The 18,123-nt window shown below is 64.9% G+C and carries 18 protein-coding genes; 6 read left to right on the forward strand and 12 right to left on the reverse strand.

What is annotated here, in order from left to right:
• Window positions 1–41: 41 nt before the first annotated feature.
• Window positions 42–443 (reverse strand): Bug family tripartite tricarboxylate transporter substrate binding protein, encoded by a 402-nt coding sequence (locus ACSFA8_RS09840; protein WP_435479330.1) that lies wholly within the window; start codon window positions 441–443, stop codon window positions 42–44.
• A 119-nt stretch (window positions 444–562) separates the two neighbouring features.
• Between ACSFA8_RS09840 and ACSFA8_RS09845 the strand changes: the two genes are divergently transcribed.
• Window positions 563–793 (forward strand): LysR substrate-binding domain-containing protein, encoded by a 231-nt coding sequence (locus ACSFA8_RS09845; protein WP_475544487.1) that lies wholly within the window; start codon window positions 563–565, stop codon window positions 791–793.
• Here ACSFA8_RS09845 and ACSFA8_RS09850 read toward each other — a convergent pair.
• Genes ACSFA8_RS09850 through ACSFA8_RS09870 form a run of 5 tightly spaced genes read right to left on the reverse strand, consistent with a single transcriptional unit; the run spans window position 781 to window position 5,927 of the window.
• Window positions 781–1,773, reverse strand: coding sequence for a tripartite tricarboxylate transporter substrate-binding protein (locus ACSFA8_RS09850; protein WP_435479331.1), 993 nt, complete (start codon window positions 1,771–1,773; stop codon window positions 781–783). The genes ACSFA8_RS09845 and ACSFA8_RS09850 overlap by 13 nt on opposite strands.
• A gap of 38 nt (window positions 1,774–1,811) precedes the next feature.
• A complete protein-coding gene (locus ACSFA8_RS09855; protein WP_435479332.1) occupies window positions 1,812–2,672 on the reverse strand; it encodes an HpcH/HpaI aldolase/citrate lyase family protein in 861 nt (286 codons plus the stop codon).
• A gap of 1 nt (window position 2,673) precedes the next feature.
• A complete protein-coding gene (locus tag ACSFA8_RS09860) occupies window positions 2,674–3,855 on the reverse strand; it encodes a CaiB/BaiF CoA transferase family protein (protein ID WP_435479333.1) in 1,182 nt (393 codons plus the stop codon).
• A gap of 16 nt (window positions 3,856–3,871) precedes the next feature.
• Complete coding sequence (locus ACSFA8_RS09865; RefSeq protein ID WP_435479334.1) at window positions 3,872–5,041, reverse strand: acyl-CoA dehydrogenase family protein; 1,170 nt, start codon at window positions 5,039–5,041, stop codon at window positions 3,872–3,874.
• A gap of 13 nt (window positions 5,042–5,054) precedes the next feature.
• On the reverse strand, window positions 5,055–5,927 hold the full coding sequence (locus tag ACSFA8_RS09870; RefSeq protein WP_435479335.1) for an HTD2 family dehydratase: 873 nt from the start codon (window positions 5,925–5,927) through the stop codon (window positions 5,055–5,057).
• 104 nt (window positions 5,928–6,031) lie between these two features.
• On the opposite strand from ACSFA8_RS09870, the gene ACSFA8_RS09875 reads away from it, so the two are divergent.
• Window positions 6,032–6,928: a LysR family transcriptional regulator gene (locus ACSFA8_RS09875; protein ID WP_435479336.1), complete on the forward strand. Its 897-nt coding sequence runs from the start codon at window positions 6,032–6,034 to the stop codon at window positions 6,926–6,928.
• Window positions 6,929–7,032: 104 nt separating this feature from the next.
• Here the strand turns inward: ACSFA8_RS09875 and ACSFA8_RS09880 are convergent, their stop codons facing one another.
• On the reverse strand, window positions 7,033–8,343 hold the full coding sequence (locus ACSFA8_RS09880; protein ID WP_435479337.1) for an aminotransferase class V-fold PLP-dependent enzyme: 1,311 nt from the start codon (window positions 8,341–8,343) through the stop codon (window positions 7,033–7,035).
• Window positions 8,344–8,513: 170 nt separating this feature from the next.
• Between ACSFA8_RS09880 and ACSFA8_RS09885 the strand changes: the two genes are divergently transcribed.
• Window positions 8,514–9,437, forward strand: a complete 924-nt coding sequence (locus ACSFA8_RS09885) for a LysR family transcriptional regulator (RefSeq protein WP_435479747.1) — start codon at window positions 8,514–8,516, stop codon at window positions 9,435–9,437.
• Between the two features lie 18 nt (window positions 9,438–9,455).
• Here ACSFA8_RS09885 and ACSFA8_RS09890 read toward each other — a convergent pair whose 3' ends face one another.
• Both ACSFA8_RS09890 and ACSFA8_RS09895 read right to left on the reverse strand, forming a co-directional pair.
• Window positions 9,456–10,349: an amino acid ABC transporter substrate-binding protein gene (locus ACSFA8_RS09890; RefSeq protein ID WP_435479338.1), complete on the reverse strand. Its 894-nt coding sequence runs from the start codon at window positions 10,347–10,349 to the stop codon at window positions 9,456–9,458.
• A 179-nt stretch (window positions 10,350–10,528) separates the two neighbouring features.
• Window positions 10,529–11,167: a TetR/AcrR family transcriptional regulator gene (locus tag ACSFA8_RS09895; RefSeq protein ID WP_435479339.1), complete on the reverse strand. Its 639-nt coding sequence runs from the start codon at window positions 11,165–11,167 to the stop codon at window positions 10,529–10,531.
• Between the two features lie 191 nt (window positions 11,168–11,358).
• On the opposite strand from ACSFA8_RS09895, the gene ACSFA8_RS09900 reads away from it, so the two are divergent.
• Window positions 11,359–12,612, forward strand: coding sequence for an aromatic ring-hydroxylating oxygenase subunit alpha (locus ACSFA8_RS09900; protein ID WP_435479340.1), 1,254 nt, complete (start codon window positions 11,359–11,361; stop codon window positions 12,610–12,612).
• 11 nt (window positions 12,613–12,623) lie between these two features.
• Here the strand turns inward: ACSFA8_RS09900 and ACSFA8_RS09905 are convergent, their stop codons facing one another.
• Complete coding sequence (locus tag ACSFA8_RS09905) at window positions 12,624–13,361, reverse strand: Crp/Fnr family transcriptional regulator (protein ID WP_435479341.1); 738 nt, start codon at window positions 13,359–13,361, stop codon at window positions 12,624–12,626.
• Between the two features lie 144 nt (window positions 13,362–13,505).
• Here ACSFA8_RS09905 and ACSFA8_RS09910 point away from each other — a divergent pair, with 144 nt between their 5' ends.
• The gene (locus ACSFA8_RS09910) at window positions 13,506–14,450 is read left to right on the forward strand and encodes a 3-hydroxyacyl-CoA dehydrogenase NAD-binding domain-containing protein (RefSeq protein WP_435479342.1); all 945 of its coding nucleotides are present in this window, start codon (window positions 13,506–13,508) and stop codon (window positions 14,448–14,450) included.
• An 8-nt stretch (window positions 14,451–14,458) separates the two neighbouring features.
• Entirely contained in the window at window positions 14,459–16,258 is a 1,800-nt protein-coding gene (locus ACSFA8_RS09915) for a feruloyl-CoA synthase (RefSeq protein ID WP_435479343.1), read from the forward strand.
• Between the two features lie 8 nt (window positions 16,259–16,266).
• Here ACSFA8_RS09915 and ACSFA8_RS09920 read toward each other — a convergent pair whose 3' ends face one another.
• Together ACSFA8_RS09920 and boxA are read right to left on the reverse strand one after the other, a co-directional pair.
• Window positions 16,267–16,692 carry a hotdog fold thioesterase gene (locus ACSFA8_RS09920; RefSeq protein ID WP_435479344.1) on the reverse strand — a complete coding sequence of 142 codons (426 nt, stop codon included), beginning with the start codon at window positions 16,690–16,692 and terminating at the stop codon, window positions 16,267–16,269.
• Window positions 16,693–16,745: 53 nt separating this feature from the next.
• Window positions 16,746–18,023 (reverse strand): benzoyl-CoA 2,3-epoxidase subunit BoxA, encoded by a 1,278-nt coding sequence (boxA, locus tag ACSFA8_RS09925; protein WP_435479345.1) that lies wholly within the window; start codon window positions 18,021–18,023, stop codon window positions 16,746–16,748.
• Window positions 18,024–18,123: the final 100 nt, after the last annotated feature.

The raw sequence follows: 18,123 nt of genomic DNA on the forward strand, positions 1-18,123 counted from the left end.
GACGTACGCACCACATGGCGCGCCGTGTCTTCAACCTGGCCTCAATCCGCTTTGATGCCCGCGTCCTTGATCACCTTCGACCACATCGCCGTCTCCTGATCGACGAACTTCGCGAGCGTCGGCGGATCCATGTAGGCGGCAAACGCGCCTTGATCCTCGACCTTCTTCTTGTAGGCCTCGCTCTCGACGATGGATTTGATCTGGGCCGTCAGACGTGCGACGACGGCGGGCGGCGTCTTGGCCGGCGCGAACAGGGCAAACCAGGACTCGACTTCGTAGCCGGGCAAGCCTGCCTCGGTGGCCGTTGGCACATTGGGCATCGACGGGTGCCGCTTGGCGCCCGCATAGGCAAGCGCCTTGATCTTGCCTGCCTGCACCTGCCCGATCACCGACGGCGGTGTGGTGATGAACATGTCCACCTGCCCGCTGATCAGGTCGGCCACCACCGGGCCGGCCCCCTTGTAGGGGACGTGCGTTGCGGGAACCTTCGTCTGGCGCGCGCTGCGGCCAATGCCGGGCGGCCCTTGCGACTGCGCGTACAGGTTCGCAGTTTCGACGCCATGTGCAGATGATTGCCGCGAGGCTCGGCGTCGGTGTGCTTCCCTTGCCCGCATGCAAGGAGCGCTTGGGCCCGCGCGGCCTGAAGGCGGTGCGCCTGACCGATGATTGGGCGCATCGCCACCTGATGCTCGGCTACAGCGCAGCGCGCCCACTTTCGGCGGCCGCGCGGCTGATGGTGGAACACCTGCTGCTTCCCGCTGGCGACGCGAAGGAATTCGGCTACTCGGCCTGAACGCCGGCGGCGCGGATGACCTTGCCCCACTTCACCGTCTCTGCCTCGAGGTGCTTGCGCAGGCCCTCGGGCGTCACCTTCTCGGGCGAAACGATTTCCGAACTGAGTTCGGCCAGCCGGTTCTTGACGTGGTCATCCTGCAATGCAGCGCGCAGCGCGGTGTTCAGCTTGGCCAGCGCATCCGGCGGCGTCTTCTTCGGCGCATAGACGCCATGCCACACCTTGACTTCGAAACCCTTGAGGCCCTGCTCGTCCAGCGTCGGAAGGTCGGGCATGGTGGAAAGGCGCTTCGACGTGGTGACGCCATAGACCTTCACGCGGTTGCCGTCCTTGATCACGGGCGCCGTCTGGGTGGTCTGGTCGCACAGCAGATCGACCTGCCCGCCCATGAGGTCGTTGAGCGCCGGCCCGGCCCCCTTGTAAGGCACCTCGGTCAGCTTCACGCCGATCTGATGGATGAACAACATCCCGCAAAGCTGCGATACCGCGCCGATGCCGGCATTGCCGATCGAAACCTTTTCTTTGTTCGCCTTCACGTAGGTAAGAAGCTCCTGGAAATTCTTCGCCGGAAAGTCCTTGCGCGACAGCAGCGTCATCGGGACGTCCATCACCTGGCCGATGTACTCGAAGTCCTTGAGCGGATCGTATGGAAGCTTTTTGTAAAGCGCCGGCGCCGTGGCCATGCCCATGTGATGGATGAGGATCGTGTAGCCGTTGGGCGCCGCGCGCGCCACGCGCGTGGCGGCGATGGTGCCGCCGGCCCCCACCGTGTTTTCGACGATGACCGTCTGCCCCAGCGACTTTCCCATCGGAATCGCGAGCATGCGGGCCACGACGTCCGTCGGCCCTCCTGCGGAATACGGCACCACCAGGGTGACCGGCTTGTCCGGCCATGCGCCCTGGCCCATGGCGGGTGTCGAAAGGGCCGCTGCGCATGCAACGATCCATGCGCCCGCGCGCAAGTTGCTGTTCAATTTCATGTCTTTGTCTCCGTTATGAATCTGGCCGAATACCTTGGTCAAAGTTGACCCTGTGCGTCGAGTGAGAGAAGCCGTTCGGCAAGCTTCACCACCGGCAAATCGACCATCCGGCCGTCGAGGCTGATGACGCTGCCGCGCGCGGCCTGCGCGGCGCCAATGACCCGGTGCGCCCACGCGAGCTCGTCGACGCTCGGCCCAAGCGCCCGGTGCGCAGGTGCGACCTGCTCGGGATGGATGCACAACTTGCCACCGAACCCCCCGCGTCGCGCGCGTCTCACGTCGGATTCCAGTCGAGCCACGTCGCGCCAATCGGGTGTGACGCCATCGACGGGCGCCGCAAGCCCGGCGCAGCGCGAGGCGAGAACAATCGCCAGTCGCACCGACACCAATTCCACCTCGTCGGCATCGCAGGCAAGACCGAGGTCGGCCTGAAAGTCCAAATGCCCGAACGCGAGGCGCAGAACCTGGGGTACGGCGGCGATGGCGTCCAGGCCAGCCCAGCCGGCGGCGGACTCGATCAGCGGCACCAACACGCCGGCCGGCCCCATGGCCTCTGCCAACCCCGCCAGGTCACGGGGGTCTTCAGCCTTGGGGGCCATGAGGCCGGCGAGCCCAGCCGCGGCCAACCGTGTCGCCAGCGCTTTGTCTTCGTCGTGCCACGGCGAGCCCGCCGCATTGACGCGAACCAGCACGCGCGCCCGGTCGACCTCCGGCAAGGCGAGGAATCCCTCTTCCAGGAGAACGCGGGCCGGTGCTTTCTTGTCCGGCGCGACGGCGTCTTCCAGATCGATGATCACCGCGCCGGCACCCGTGCCCAGCGCGCGCGCATAGCGCTCGGGCCTGTCGGCCGGCACGAACAGAAAGGTGCGGGCCAGTGCCAACGCAGATGCGGTGCGCATGTCAGATCGCCTCGGCCGCGCGCAGCGCAGCGATGTCGGCGTCGTTGCGGCCCAGGCCGCGCAGGATGGCTTCGGTGTGTTGTCCGATGGCGGGTACGGCGTCCATCCGGTAGTCGAATGCGCTCTGGCGCCCCGGCGGCAGCAGTGCCGGGATGGCGCCAGCCGGCGAGCCGATTTCGCGCCAGCGCTCGCGCGCCTTCAACTGCGGGTGCGCCCACAGCCCGGCCATGTCGTTCATGCGCGCGTTGGCGATCTGCGCGGCGTCCAGGCGCTCTTCGATCTGCGCCGTGCTGAGCGTGCCGAAGGCCTCGACGATGATCGCCTTCAGGGCACCACGATTCGCATTGCGCTTGGCGTTTGCGTCGAAGCGTGGATCAGCGGCCAGCGCCGGTTGCAGCAGTACCTTCTCGCAGAACACGCGCCACTCGCGCTCGTTCTGCAGGCCCAGCATCACAGTACCGCCATCGCCCGCGGCGAATGGGCCATACGGATAGATCGTGGCGTGCGATGCCGCGCTGCGCGGCGGCGGCGCAGCGCCTTCGTAGGCGTAGTACATCGGGAAGCCCATCCACTCGGCCAGCGACTCGAGCATCGAAACGTCGATGTGCGATCCCTTGCCGGTCTTGCCACGCTGCAGCAGGGCTGCCAGCACGCCGGTGTATGCGTACATGCCGGCGGCAATGTCGGCGATCGAGTTGCCGGACTTGCAAGGCTCCTCGGCCGTGCCGGTGACCGAGAGGAAACCGGCCTCGCTCTGGATCAGGAGGTCGTACGCCTTCTTGTCGCGATAGGGGCCGTCTTCGCCGTAGCCCGAGATGTCGCAGACTATGAGCCGCGGGTACCTGGCCTGCAGCGCCTCTGCCCCCAGCCCCATGCGCGCCGCGGCGCCGGGCGCGAGGTTCTGCACCAGCACGTCGGCATCGGCGATCAGCTCCAGCAGCACCGCCTGCGCAGCCGGCTGCTTCAGATCGAGCGTCAGGCTTTCCTTGGAGCGATTCACCCAGACGAAGTGCGAGGCCTCGCCGTCGACGCGCTGGTCGTAGGCACGCGCAAAGTCGCCGACGCCGGGGCGCTCGACCTTGATCACGCGGGCGCCCAGGTCGGCCAGCTGGCGTGTGCAGAACGGCGCTGCGATCGCATGTTCGAGCGAGACGACGGTGATGCCGTCGAGCGGTCTTGTCATGGCTTGGTGCTCCCGCTCAGAACGACCGCGGCAATCCGAGCAAGTGCTCGGCCACGTACGAGTAGATGAGGTTGGTCGAGATCGGCGCAACCTGGTAGAGGCGCGTCTCGCGGAACTTGCGCTCCACGTCGTATTCGCAGGCAAAGCCGAAGCCGCCGTGGGTCTGCAGGCAGGTGTTGGCCGCCTCCCAACTCGCCTTGGCCGCCAGGTACTTGGCCATGTTGGCTTCGGCGCCACAAGGCTGGCCTGCGTCGAACAGCGTGCAGGCCTTGAAGCGCATCAGGTTGGCCGCTTCGGCTTCGATGTAGTTGTCAGCGATCGGGAACTGGATGCCCTGGTTCTGGCCGATGGCGCGGCCGAACACGTTGCGGTCGCTGGCGTAGCGGCGCGCCTTGTCGATGAACCACCAGGCGTCGCCGATGCATTCGGCCGCGATCAGCGTGCGCTCGGCGTTCAGCCCGTCGAGGATGTACTTGAAGCCCTTGCCCTCCTCGCCGATCAGGTTCTCGACCGGGATCTCGAGGTTGTCGAAGAAGACTTCGTTGGTCTCGTGATTCACCATGTTGAGAATCGGCCGCACCGTCATGCCGTGTCCGATCGCCTGCTTCAGGTCGACGATGAAGATCGACATGCCCTCGGACTTCTTCTTGACCTCGGCCAGCGGCGTGGTGCGCGCCAGCAGGATCATCAGATCGGAATGCTGGATGCGCGAGATCCACACCTTCTGCCCGTTGACGACGTAGCGGTCGCCCTTTTTAACGGCGGTGGTCTTGATCTTGGTGGTATCGGTGCCGGTGGTCGGCTCGGTAACGGCCATGGTCTGCAAGCGCAGCTTGCCGCTCGCGATGTCGGGCAGGTACTGGCGCTTTTGCTCCTCGCTGCCGTGGCGCAGCAAGGTGCCCATGTTGTACATCTGGCCGTGGCACGAGCCGGCATTGCCGCCCGAGAAATTGATCTCTTCCATGATGACCGACGCTTCGGCCAGCCCGAGGCCAGAGCCGCCGTACTCGGCCGGGATCAGCGCGGCGAGCCAGCCGGCCTCGGTAAGGGCATTCACAAACGCATCGGGGTAACCGCGCTCGTGGTCAACCTTTTGCCAGTACGCGGAATCGAACTGGCCGCACACGGCCCGCAGTGCGTCGCGCATGTCCTGGTGGGCGTCGGGGGTTGGAATTTGGGTTTTCATGGGATTCGTTTTTTCAAGCGAGGGTTGCGGTGGCCTGCATCGTCAGCCAGCCGTCGGCGTCTTCTGCCCACAGGCGAAACGTCTTGCCGTCGGCTTCGGGGCGTCCGTGCACCCGGAAAGGCGCGATGTCGAAGGTGGGTCGCACGGCACGGAACTCGAAGCGTGCCAACGCGGCTTCTGGCTTCTCGCGACGCAGCAGGTCGACCAGCAGCGTGGCGATCAACGGGCCGTGCACGATCAGGCCCGGATATCCCTCGACCTCGGTCACATAGCGGCGGTCGTAGTGGATGCGGTGGCCATTGAAGGTCAGCGCCGAATAGCGGAACAGCAGCACGTCATCGGCCAGCAGGTCGCGGCTGAAGGTGGCGTCTGTCGGTGCCGCGGTCGGCGGCGGAGCCGCCTCGCCCGGCGCGGCCATGGCGCGGTAGACGATGTCGTGCTCTTCGGTCAGCGCCAGCCCGCGTTCGTTGTGAACCTCGTGCCGCACCAGCACGAACACCAGCTCGCCGGTACGGCCGGCCTTGTGCGTGACCGACGCGATGGTCGAAGTGCGCTTCACCGCATCGCCCACGCGCAGCGGGTTGCCTGCTTCCCACGCCAGCCGCCCGCCGGCCCACATGCGGCGCGGCAGCGGCACCGCGGGCAGGAAGCCGCCGCGCCTGGCATGGCCGTCCGGCCCGATCTCCGACTGCCGGTGGTGCGGCAGAAAATACAGCCAATGCCACAACGCGGGCAGCGGCGTGCCGGCCTCCGGCAGCGGATCATCGCGATCCAGCGTGGCCGACAGCGCGCGCACGGGTGCAGCGGTGATGCCGTCGGCAAAAGTTTCGCTGCGGCCTTGCCACGCCTGAAGCGCACCGATCTCTCGTTCATCCAACATCGTCATGTCTCCTTGCAGAACGTCATGGTCGCCGCTGCCGCAGCGCTGCACAATCTGCGATTTTTTTACCAAGCCTTCGGAATCTCCAGAGGCTCGCTAGAATTTCCGGCATGCAGTTCGACCAGACAGACCTGCGCCTCTTCCTCGCAGTCGCAGAAATCGGAAGCATCACGGGCGCCGCCGAACGCCAGCACCTGTCGCTTGGCGCGGCCAGCGCGCGAATCAAGGCGCTGGAATCCAAATGCGAAGTTCAGTTGTTCACGCGAGAGGCCCGCGGCGTGCGGCTTTTGCCTGCAGGCGAGGCGCTTTTGCACCATGCCCGCCTGCTGCTGGCGCAGGCCGAGCAGTTGCGCAGCGAACTGCACGAGTACCGCGGTGGCTTGCGCGGCCATCTGCGCATCTTCGCCAACACGACAGCAGTGACCGACCTGCTGCCGGAGGTTCTTCCGGGGTTCCTGAACCGTAACCCGCAGATCAGCGTCGACCTTCAGGAAAAGCCGAATGCTCTGATTCCGCGCGGCGTGCTGGACGGGCGCGCGGACGTTGGCATCGTCGCGGGCCAGGTCGATACCCTGGGGCTCGAAAGCATTCACTTCAGCACGGATCGGCTCGTGCTGGTGACCTCGCGGAAACATCGCTTTGCCAAGCGTCGCCGCATTTCCTTCGTGGAGACTCTCGACGAAGATGCGATCGGCATGCAACAGGGCAGCACCCTTCAGGCTTTCCTGAGCCAGATCACCGACAACCTCGGCAAGCACCAGAGACTGCGCGTGCGGCTCAGCAACTTCGACGCGATGTGCCGGATGATCAGCAGCGGCGTCGGCATCGGCGTCGTGCCCGAATCTGCGGCGCGGCGCAACCAGGATGCCATGCAGCTCGCCTTGATCGAGCTGACCGACCCCTGGTGCGTGCGGGAGCGCTATTTGCTGGTTCGCGAACGGGCCAGGCTGCCGACCTATGCCGGCGAACTGGTCGACATCCTCTGTGCGGCCCACAAGCCGGGGTGAAGCCCCAAACCTGCTTTGCGCATCTGCAAACCATGCGACAACTGAGATCGCACTGATGCAGTCATTGGCACGCTAGCGGCCAATACGCTGGCCGGGAAAGCGCGTCAGTCGGCTTTCATCGCAAGCGGTGCGGCATCTGCCAACGCCTGCCGGATCTCAAGCGTGATACGGAGAAAGCGGCGAACATCCGCGACCGAGTTGCAATGAAGCGGCGAGACGCGGACTGCGCCTTCCAGGCCGAACGAGTCGAGCATGCGTTTCGAATAGAGGCTCGTGGCGACGCGCTCATAGACGATGACACCCCGCTTCTCATACTCGCGAACGGCCTGGGCATGCTCCAGGTTGTCGATGCCGATGGCCAGGATCAGATCGCGCTTCGTCAGATCTTCGTAGTCCAGGAAAACTTCGACGCCGTCCATGCGGCGCAGGCCCGGCGTGCTGTCGTCGCCGTCGAGCATGTGCGAGAGCAGGGCTCGTTCGTGCAGTTCTATCTTCTGGATGCCGCTAACGAAGAGCGCGCGGCGGTCGTCGCTCGGGGCGAACTGCGCACCGAGCCAGCACACGTAGTTCACGATCTCGGTCACCACTGCAAATTGCCATGTGGCTGCGCTGCCCAGATCCCAGAAGTCTTTCTTTTTTCCGGCGAGCTTGTGGTGCGGCAGCACCGATGCGCGCTCAGAGAGCCACGACATGCCCGACCCGCGGCATCCGAAGAACTTGTAGGGCGCGATGTTGATGCCGTCGACGGGCGTCTTCTGAAGATCGATGAGACCATGCGGCGCATGCTGTACTGCATCAACGACGATGTAGAGATCGGGCTTGATGCGTCGTGCCCGCTCCACGATCTGCTGAATGTCCAGCTTGGCGCCCGAGATGTTGGACGCGTAGATCACGCTCAGCAATGACGTGTGCTGGTCGACCAGCCCGACGATTTCGTCGACATCGACACCGCCCGTGACCGGGTTCGATTTTGCGACGCGAAGCTCTTTGCCGAGCCGCCCGGCATAAAGCGACATGGCGTCGAATGAAGATGGATGCTCGAGCGCGGTCGTCACCATGTTCGTGCCGGGAACGTGCTCGGCGATGGCGCGAACCATGTCGAACATGCCGCCCGACGCGGTGAGCGAGGCGTACACGCTGCCGCCCTTCGCATTGAGGATGGTGCGAACGTCGTCCGTGCCTCGGGCCTGCACGCCTTGCAGGAACAGCGCCAGTTCGTGGATGCGTTCCGGGTTGTCGGGCAAGGCATCGATGCGCGCGAACTGTTCAACCGCGGCCTTCAGGCGGAACGAGCCGCCCGCGTTGTCGAAGTACAGCCGTTCACGGCCTGTCATGTCGTGGTCGACGTAGTGAAATCGGCTCTTGATTTCCTGCATCAAGGCATCGGAGAAGAGTTCGCCCTTGGCGGCATTCATTGGCTGGGTCCTGATCAAAGCGGGGAAGAAAAACTGGCGTATGCAAATGGACGCGCACAGTTTCTGAAGTTGATTTTCCGGTTCGTTGAAGATATCCAAAAGCGATATTTCTCGATACGATTCAATGACAAAAAGAGCTCGATGAACCCAACTGCCCTGCTCTTACCATGATGACCTTCAAGCAGCTTGAAGCCCTGTACTGGATCGGCCAGCTGGGCAGCTTTGCGCTTGCGGCCAACAAGCTCCACACCTCGCAGTCGGCAGTTTCCAAGCGCGTGCACGAACTCGAAATGGTGTTCGACACCGAGCTGTTCGATCGAACCCAGCGCTCCGCTCGTCTCACGGACAAGGGCGAGGAAATGTTTTTGCTGGCGAAGAGCCTGCTCGACCAGCGCGACGCGGCTGTCGAGCAGTTCAGCCGCCTCGAGGTGATCGAGCGGCGCGTGCGCATCGGCGTTACCGAGCTCACGGCAATGACGTGGTTTCCGCGCTGGGTCGAACTGATCCAGCAGCACTACCCCAAGGTCTCGCTGGAGCCCGACGTGGACAGCAGCGTCAACCTTCGGGAAAAGGTGTTGGCCGATGAGCTGGATCTGATCGTCGTGCCCGATGCGTTTGCCGACACGCGCATTCCGAGCAAGGCCATCGGACAGGTAGAAAGCGCATGGATGTGCAAGCCGGGCTTTGTGCCGGAAGAAGGGCCGATCCGTCTGCATGAACTTGCCGGGCATCGCATGCTGATTCAAGGCCGAAAATCCGGTACGGGCCTGCTCTACGACAGCTGGATGAAAGACCTGGGCGTCCAGGCTGCGAAGCCCATCGTCATTCACAACCTGGTGGCGCTCATCGGTCTGACCATCGCCGGATTGGGCGTGAGTTACCTTCCCAAAAGCGCAGTGAGCAGCATGATCGATGCCGGCTCGCTCAGGGTTCTCGACGTCACGCCGGCCCTGCCCCCGGTCACCTACGTGGCGATGTACAAAGGCGAGCATCGCAGCTCGCTGCTGGCGTCGATCATCATGCTGGCGCAAGACTGCTGCGACTTCACCCGGATGTTTCAGGGCACCGATGAGAGCAGCGCGGACGCAACGTGAGCGCGGCGGCGCCGCGAATCAGACGCCCTTGTTGTTCGGATTCTTGTAGAGCTCTTTCACCGGCTCCGTCATCGGAAAATTCAGGTTCGCGTTGGTCGGCGGAATCGGCTTCGTGAACCACTTGGCGTAGATCTCGTTGATCGCGCCAGACTTCATCAGATCGGTGACTGCCTTGTCGACGAGTTCCTTGAACTGCGGATCTTCCTTGCGATACATGATCCCGTAGGGTTCCTGGCGCAGCGATTCGGTGGTGAGGATCTTGAAGTCGCCCGGCGTCGGCGAAGTCGCGATCAACCCTGCCAATTGCACGTCGTCAAGGATGTACGCCACGGTGCGATCCGACGCCAGGAGCAAAAAGCCGTCGGCCGTGTCCTTGGCGGCAAGTTCTTCGACCTCGATGTTTCCGCTCTTGCGATAGCCGCGCAGGAGTTGCACGCCGGTGCTGCCGGAAACCGTCGAGACCTTCTTGCCGTTCAATTCGGCCAGCGTATTGATGCCGGAGCTTTTCTTGACCGCGGCAGTGATGTTCGTGACGAAGTGGCTCGGGGCAAAGGCCACCTGCTGCTGGCGCTGTACCGTGTTGGTCGTCGTTGCGCAATCGAGATCCACCGTGCCGTTGGTCAGCAACGGAATGCGGTTGGTGGAGGTCAGGATGGTGTAGTTCACCTTCAGCTCGGGCATGCCGAGCTTGGCCTTGATCGCATCCACGATCTTCAGGCAGATGTCATTGGTAAACCCGACTGGGTCGCCGCCGCCACCCGGCTTGTACGAGAACGGAATCTGGCTGTCGCGCCCACCGATCTGAACGGCGCCGCTCGCCTTGATTTTGCTCAGCGTGTCGCTCTGCGCCATGGTGGCGGAACACGCCACCGCAGCGGCCAGGCCGACGGCCATCGGAAGAGAAAATTTCATTTCGCGCTCTCGTGTGAGTTGAGGAACCCCGTCGCTGTCTCGGCTCGGATTGCAGCGCGATCAGAGGCAGGCACCCGTGAATTCTGGAAGTGCTCACACTTTTCTAAAAGCGATTAATTTTCACGCTGATAGACAACCAAAAGAGATTGGCGAGAGCGTGCCGCTTTGGCCATGCATGGTCAGAGGCGCTGCATTCTTTCCTGCGTTGCCCGGATGTAGCCCGCGACCGCGCACTCCACGTCGCCCACGAGTTCTTCCGTGCCAGGGCAGACCTCCTGCACCAGCAAGGCCTGCTCGACCATCGCATCGACGATCGAGAACGCGTTGAACGCGGTGCGCACCGGATCCAACGCTGGCGGCCAGTCGGAAGACGCGACGAGGGCATCGCGAAACAGGGCAACGAACTCACGGTAGATCTCGCGGTAGCTTGCGGGTGAGGAGAGGCGGCGCTCGAGGTACAGCAGCGCGCGCCATTCGTCGGCCTGGCCGAGCAGGCCTTGCACGTACGCTGCCACCACGGCGCGGATCGTCTGCCCGGTCGTGCGTGGAACAACCGACACCATGGCGGCCTGCGCGAGGATCGCGGCCTGCTTGCGCATCCAGCTGCGAACGGTGACCGCGGCGATCGAGTCCTTGCCCGGAAAGTAGAGGTACAGCGTGCCCAGACCGACACCCGCGACACCTGCGATATCGCGCATCGACACCTTCTCGTAGCCGCGCTCGACCAGCAGCAGGACAAAGGCATCCTGGATCGCGCCGCTGGTCATCCACGCCCGCGACTGCAGGGGCTTGCGCCGGGGTTTCACGATCGTGTTCATGCGTCTGGCGGGCTCGCGGCATCAAGGGGTGGGCCCATCTTCGTGCTTCGAGCCGGCCGCGGCAAGGCGGCCGCGGCAAGGCGGCCCCGGTGGACGGCGCAAAGCTGAACACCTTCGTATTTCCCCTGCACAACCTCCTCCCGTACAGAACCCGAACACGCCCGGCATGCATCCGGCCTAAGCTGACGACCATGGCACCACCCGAACAGGAAGCGATCACGATGACGAGCATGTCGAGCATGCCGGGCAACACGCCGATGCCGGCCACGCTGGCCGATTTGGTTCACCGCCTCGATCAGGCCCGGCTCACCGGCACGCGTGAGGAGGGCGACGAGGCTGGAACCGTGCCCGCCAGCCACTACACGGATCCGCAGCATTGGCAGCACGAGCAAGCGTCGCTGTTCGGGCAGTGGCCCATCGTCGCGGCCCACAGCTCGGAAGTCCCGGCCGGATCGGCACTGCCCTTCGACGCGCTCGGTGTTCCCATCGTCCTGACCCGGGCGGCCGACGGCCGCGCGCGTGCGTTCTTCAACGTCTGCAGGCATCGCGGCATGGCGCTGGTCAGCGCCGACGGCCCCGAACCGGCCAAGGCCAGGCCCTGCAAGGCGCTGGTCTGTCCGTACCACGCCTGGACCTATGAACTCGATGGGCGGCTGCGGCATCGCCTGCATGCGCAGACCTTCGATGGCATCGACCCAGCCACGTTGAACCTGGTCGAACTACCTTGCGACGAAGCGGGCGGGCTGATTTTCGTCAAGCGCACGCCCGGCGCGACCTTCTCGGCCGAGGCGTTTTTGCAGGGGCTGGACAAGCATCTGCACTGGATGGATCTGCCCCGGATGACCGTGTTTCGCAAGGTCGACCGGGTGTACCCGGCGAACTGGAAGCTCACGGTCGACGCATTCCTGGAGGGCTATCACATCCGGGTGCTGCATCGCGACACGATCTACCCCTTCTTTGCAGATGCCTACACGGTCAACCTGCATGCAGGGCCGCACCAGGACTCGCTGGTGGCGCGGCGAACGGCCTTCGATGCCTTCGCGTCGCCGCGCGACCGCTACGAACTCTGCAAGCTGGCCACGCCGACGCAGCTCGTGTTTCCGAACACCTTCCTCATCTGGCACCCCGACTACGTAAGCCTGATCGGCATGTTCTCGCCGGCGGTGGATCAGATCCGCTGGGTGCACACGATGCTGATTCCGCCAGACCGCGCCGGCGAGGACTGGACGGCCCATTGGGAGAAGAGCTTCCGGCTCATCGAGCAGACGGTGTTCCAGCAGGAGGACATCGCCACTGCGGTGGCGATCCAGCGCGGTCTGTCCAGTGGCGCCAACACGCACTTCCATCTGGGCCGGCTCGAACACGAGGTGATGCGTTTTCACCGCGGCATCGACGATGCCCTCGGCGGAACGCTGGTGCCCGCCGGCGGGGTTCTGTCGCCATAAGGCGATGAGATTCAGCGCAAAGGCACCGCCTGTTTTGTGAAGTCGGGCTGCCCCAGTTCGCTCAGGCGCGCGAGCTCCAGGATGGTGATGCCACCGTACTCGATGCGCACCAGCGAAGCCGCCTTGAACTGGCTCAGCGCCTGGTTGCAACGTTGCCTTGAAAGGCCGACGAGGTTGGCCAGTTCCTCCTGCGAGATCTGCAGATGGTGTTCTGCGCCGGGATGCAGCCAGGGGTGCAGCAGCCCGACCAGCGCCCGCGCAACCTGTGCCTCGACACCCAGCAGACGATGCGCCGCAAAGTCGCCCATGAACCAGTGCAGGCGCTCGTTGATCTGGCTCAGCAGAAACCGGCCGAACGCAGGCTGCGTGCCGTGAAGCCAGTCGAACGTGTCTTTGGGCAGCATCACGACGCGGCTGAAGCGCAGGGCGACGACCTCGGCCTGCATCGGTCGCCCGCGCAGCAGGCTGCCTTCTCCGAACCAGCTGCCGACGGACAAGCCGCCGAGCGTGACCGAGCGGCCGTCGGGCGTGCCGGTCGACCACTTGAGCACCCCTTCCAGCACACCGAACCACCAGAGCGGCGTTTCGCCATGGCGGATCAGCGCATCGCCGGCAACGACCGTCCGCTCGAATGCGTCCGACAGCACCTGCTGCCGTGCGGCTTCATCGAGCTGGGGGTACCACGCCGACTTGGCGAGCAGTTGGGGTGTCGAGAATGCGGACGCTCGTTGCGCCGTCCTGGTGGTCATGGTTCGCTCCTGCAGCCGTCGCAGCCCTGGTGGTTTCCCGGGGGCCGATTGTCGTGCAAACGACTGTGCAGCCCCGGCCGGGCATCGAACAATACGAGGCTTCCTCGAGGTGCCCCGACCTCCATTGAACCTACCCCCACGACCATGAACCCTCCCGTCATCCAGCGTGTTGCCGTCGTCGCCACCGGAGTGATCGGTGCGAGCTGGGCCGCGCATTTCCTGGCCCACGGGCTCGACGTGTCGGCCACCGATCCTTCGCCGGGCGCGGAAGACCGGCTACGCGCGAGCGTGGCGCAGCACTGGTCGACGCTGCAGCGGCTGGGCCTGGCGGCCGGCGCCGCGCAGAACCGGCTGCACTTCAACGCGGATCTGGAACAGGCCGTCGCAGGCGCCGACTTCGTCCAGGAAAACGGGCCTGAACGGCAGGACTTCAAGGCAGAACTTTTCAAACGCCTCGACGCGGTTTTGCCGCCCCATGTCATCCTGGCGTCCAGTTCCTCCGGGCTGTCGACCACCAGCATCCAGTCGGCCTGCGTCCATCCGGAACGGGTGGTGCTGGGGCACCCTTTCAATCCGCCGCACCTCATCCCTCTGGTCGAAGTGATCGGCGGGGAGCGCACGTCGCCCGCCACGATCGAGCGTGCCATGGCGTTCTACGCCTCGATCGGCAAGAAGCCGATCCACGGGCGCAAGGAGATCAAGGGGCACATCGCCAACCGGCTCCAGGCGGCACTGTGGCGCGAGGCGTTTCACCTGGTCGAACAAGGCGTGGCCTCGGTCGAAGACATCGACCTTGCAATCGCCTATGGCCCCGGCCTGCGCTGGGGCGTGCTCGGGCCATTTCTGAACCTGCACCTGTCGGGCGGTGCCGGCGGTATCCAGCATGTGCTGGATCATCTCGGCGGGCCGATCGCGGATTGGTGGCAGGATCTGGGGCACCCGGACATGAGCGCAGCGTTGAAGGCCAAAGTGGTTCAAGGCGTTGCCGACGAGATGCAAGGCAGGCGGATCGAAGATCTGGAAGCATCGCGCGATGCGCTGCTGATCGATCTGATCAAGGCCAAACAAGGTCAACAGTTCACAGACTGAGAAACAACATGGTCGCCCTCTACGACAACCCCGACCTGGTAGCGCCAGCGCGAACCATCTGCACTGCCCACGCCGACGGCAGCATCGTGCTGTCCTCGCCGGAACCGCTGGGCCCCTACGCGCGCTGCATCGGCGAGTGGGTCGAGCAGTGGGCCCACGCCACGCCCGAGGCGCTGGCGCTCGCCGAGCGGGACGGCACCGGCGCCTGGAAGCGCCTCAGTTGGGGCGAACTCCGAAAGGCAGTGGGCGCCATCGCACAGGGCCTGCTCGACCTGAAGCTGCCGCGGCAGCAACCGGTGGTGGTGCTTTCCGACAATTCCATCGACCATGCGCTGCTGATGCTGGCCGCTATGCACATCGGCATCCCGGTTTGCTCGGTCTCCAGCGCGTACTGCCGGCTGACCCGCAATTATTCGAAAGTCCAGGGCATCCTGGACGCGTTGCAGCCCTCGCTCGTCTACGCGTCCGACGCCAAGGTCTACGGCCCCGCACTGCAGGCCTGCGCAACCCCGGCCATCAAGGTTCTGAGCGAAGGCTTCGACGCGCTGCCCGGCGCGTTGAGCCTGCGTTCGCTGCTGGACGTGGTCGAGACGCCGGCGGTCATGGCCGCGTTCGCCGGCGTCACCGGCGACGACCACGCGAAATACCTGCTCACGTCAGGCTCCACCGGCCATCCGAAGGTCGTCATCAACACCCATCGGATGCTCTGCGCGAACCAGCAGACGCTGGCGCAGACCTGGCGGTTCCTGGCAACGGAAAAGCCCATCCTGCTCGACTGGCTACCCTGGAGCCACACCTTCGGCGGCAATCACAACCTGAACCTGGTGCTGCGCAACGGCGGCGCACTCTACATCGACGAGGGCCGCCCGGCACCGGGACTGATCGAACGCACGGTGCGCAATCTGCGCGACGTGCGGCCCAACCTGCACTTCAACGTGCCACGTGGCCTGGACATGTTGCTGCCCTTCCTGGAAGCCGATCACGCGCTGGCGCGCGACGTCTTCTCGCGGCTGTTGCTGGTCTTCTACGCCGCTGCGGCCCTGCCTGCGTCCACATGGTCGCGCCTCGAACGGCTCGCGGCGCAGGTGCGAGAGGAGCCCTTGTGGTTGACCACCTCGTGGGGCTCAACCGAAACCTCGCCCCTGGTCACCAGTGCCCACTACAAGCTCGACAGTGCGGGTTGCATCGGGCTGCCGCTGCCGGGCCTTGAACTGAAGCTGGTTCCCAACGGCGAAAAGCAGGAAATGCGTGTGCGCGGCGTGTCGGTCTTTCCCGGCTACCGCAATGCACCCGAGCTCACGGCTGCGGCGTTCGACGAAGACGGCTTCTACAAGATCGGCGATGCCGGCTACCTGGTCGACCCGGCGCACCCGGAGCACGGCGTGATGTTCGACGGGCGCGTTGCCGAGGACTTCAAGCTCACCACCGGCACCTGGGTTTCGGTGGGAACCCTGCGCCTGAAGCTGGTCTCAGCCCTGTCCCCGTATGCGGCGGACGCCGTCATCACCGGCCATGACCGCGACGAGATCGGCGCACTGATCTTTCCGGGGGCCGCGTGCGCGCAGGCCGAAGCCGGGGCGGTGGCCGAGAAGATCCGGGAGGTGCTGCAGGCCTTCCGCGTGGAAGGCGGCGGCTCCTCGCAATGCCCTTGCCGCGCGATGCTGCTGGAGGAGCCGCCGAATGCCGATGCCGGGGAGATCACCGACAAGGGCTATGTGAACCAGCGCGCCGTGCTCACGCGCCGCGCGGACGAAGTCGCCCTGCTCCATGCCCCCGCGCCGCATGCGCGCGTGATACTCGCCCCCTGAAACGCAGGTCAGCGGGGTCGAACGTTCATCAGTGCCATGGTGATCTTCGACACGCACACGAGATCGCCCTCTTCGTCGCGGATGTCGATCTGCCAGACCTGGCCTTCCGAATCGCTTTTCAGCGGGCGCGTGATGCCGGTGACCCAGCCCGACGTGGCCGTCTTCAGATGATTGGCATTGATGCTCAAGCCCACCGCTCTTTGGGTCGGCGGCGTCGCATAGTGCCCGCCACAGGAGCCGAGCGTTTCGGCCAGGACGACGTTGACGCCGCTGTGCAGCCCTTCGCCCCACACCGTGCGGCGATCGACCGGGGCGCGCGCGCGGATGAAGTCGTCACCGACCTCGAGGAACTCGATGCCCAAAGCCGCCGTGGCGGAGTTCTGGTGGGCCTCTGCCAGGGCTGCAATCGAAATGTCCTTTTTCCAGATGCTCATCGGTGTCTCCATGTTCGGGGTGGCAGCCGCCGATCATAGGACGCGGGCCGCGTTCAGTAGGTTTCGAGGTGGAGGCGCCCTTCGCGCTGCAGCGCCGTGCCAATCGCGTCCCAATCGAGGCCGGCCTCGGCCGCCACGTCGCGCAGGGCGAGCACCACGCCCTCTTCCATGCTCTTCAGGCCGCACACGTAGAAATGCGTCTGCCCGTCCTTCAGCAAGGCGGCGAGATCGGCGGCACGTTCACGCATCGCGTCCTGCACGTAGCGCTTGGGCTGCCCCGGCGTGCGCGAGAACGCGAAGTTGATGTCGATGAAGTCTTTCGGCAGCGTCTGCAGCGGGCCGAAGTAAGGAAGCTCCTGCTGCGTGCGTGCGCCGAAGAACAGCAGCAGCTTGCCCCCTTCGAACTTGCCGCTCTTGCGCAGGCGGCGGCGCCATTCCGTCATGGCTCGCATCGGCGCACTGCCGGTGCCGGTGCAGATCATCACAATGTGCGACTTCGGGTGGTTGGGCATCAGGAACGATGCGCCGAACGGGCCCACCACCTGCACCTTGTCCCCCACCTTCAGGTCGCACACGTAGTTGCTGGCCACGCCGTGCGCCGGCTTGCCCTGATGGTCTTCGGTGACGCGCTTGACCGTCAGCGAGATGTTGTTGTAGCCGGGCCGCTCGCCGTTGCGCGGGCTCGCAACCGAGTACTGCCGCGCGAAGTGAGGCTTGCCCTTGCCATCCACGCCGGGTGGAATGACGCCGATCGACTGCCCTTCCAGCACCGGGAATGGCATCGCACCGAAGTCCAGCACGACGTGGTGCGTCTGGTTCTCGAATCCGGCTTCGGTGCAGTTGAAGTTGCCGACCACCGTGGCGGTGACGGGATCCTTCGGGGAATGCAGGTTGGTGTAGGCGTGCGCGGCCGACCACGGCGGCCTGGTGGCGCCGTATTGGGCCGAGTTGAAAACAGCCGCACCGGGCTCCGACGCCGGCTGCGGTGCCGCGGCCGGTGCCGGCACGGCGGCCTGGCCTGTTGCCGGGACGCCTTCTGCCTCGAGTTGCTCGGGCGTGAGTTCGGCCGGAAGCTCGTCCCACGTCAGTTGCTCTTCGATCGAGTAGGCCCGCACCACGGGCATGATTCGCCAGTTGTCGATCGATCCCGTGGGGCATGGCGAGATGCAGGCCATGCAGCCATTGCACACGTCGGCGCGCACCACGTAGTTGCGGTCGTCATGCGTGATCGCATTGACCGGGCAAGTTGCTTCGCAGGTATTGCAGCGAATGCAGATCTCGGGATCGATCAGGTGCTGCTTGATCACCCCGGCTTCAATGACCATGTCCATGTTGTTCTCCTGAAGCCCTCCCCCTCCGGGGGAGGGTTGGGTGGGGGCACGCCGCGCTTGTCGTGGTCACGCCGCTGGCCCCCATCCCTGCCTTCCCCCA

This window comes from Variovorax nitratireducens (assembly GCF_051216545.1).
In the GTDB taxonomy this organism is placed as follows: Bacteria; Pseudomonadota; Gammaproteobacteria; order Burkholderiales; family Burkholderiaceae_C; genus Variovorax.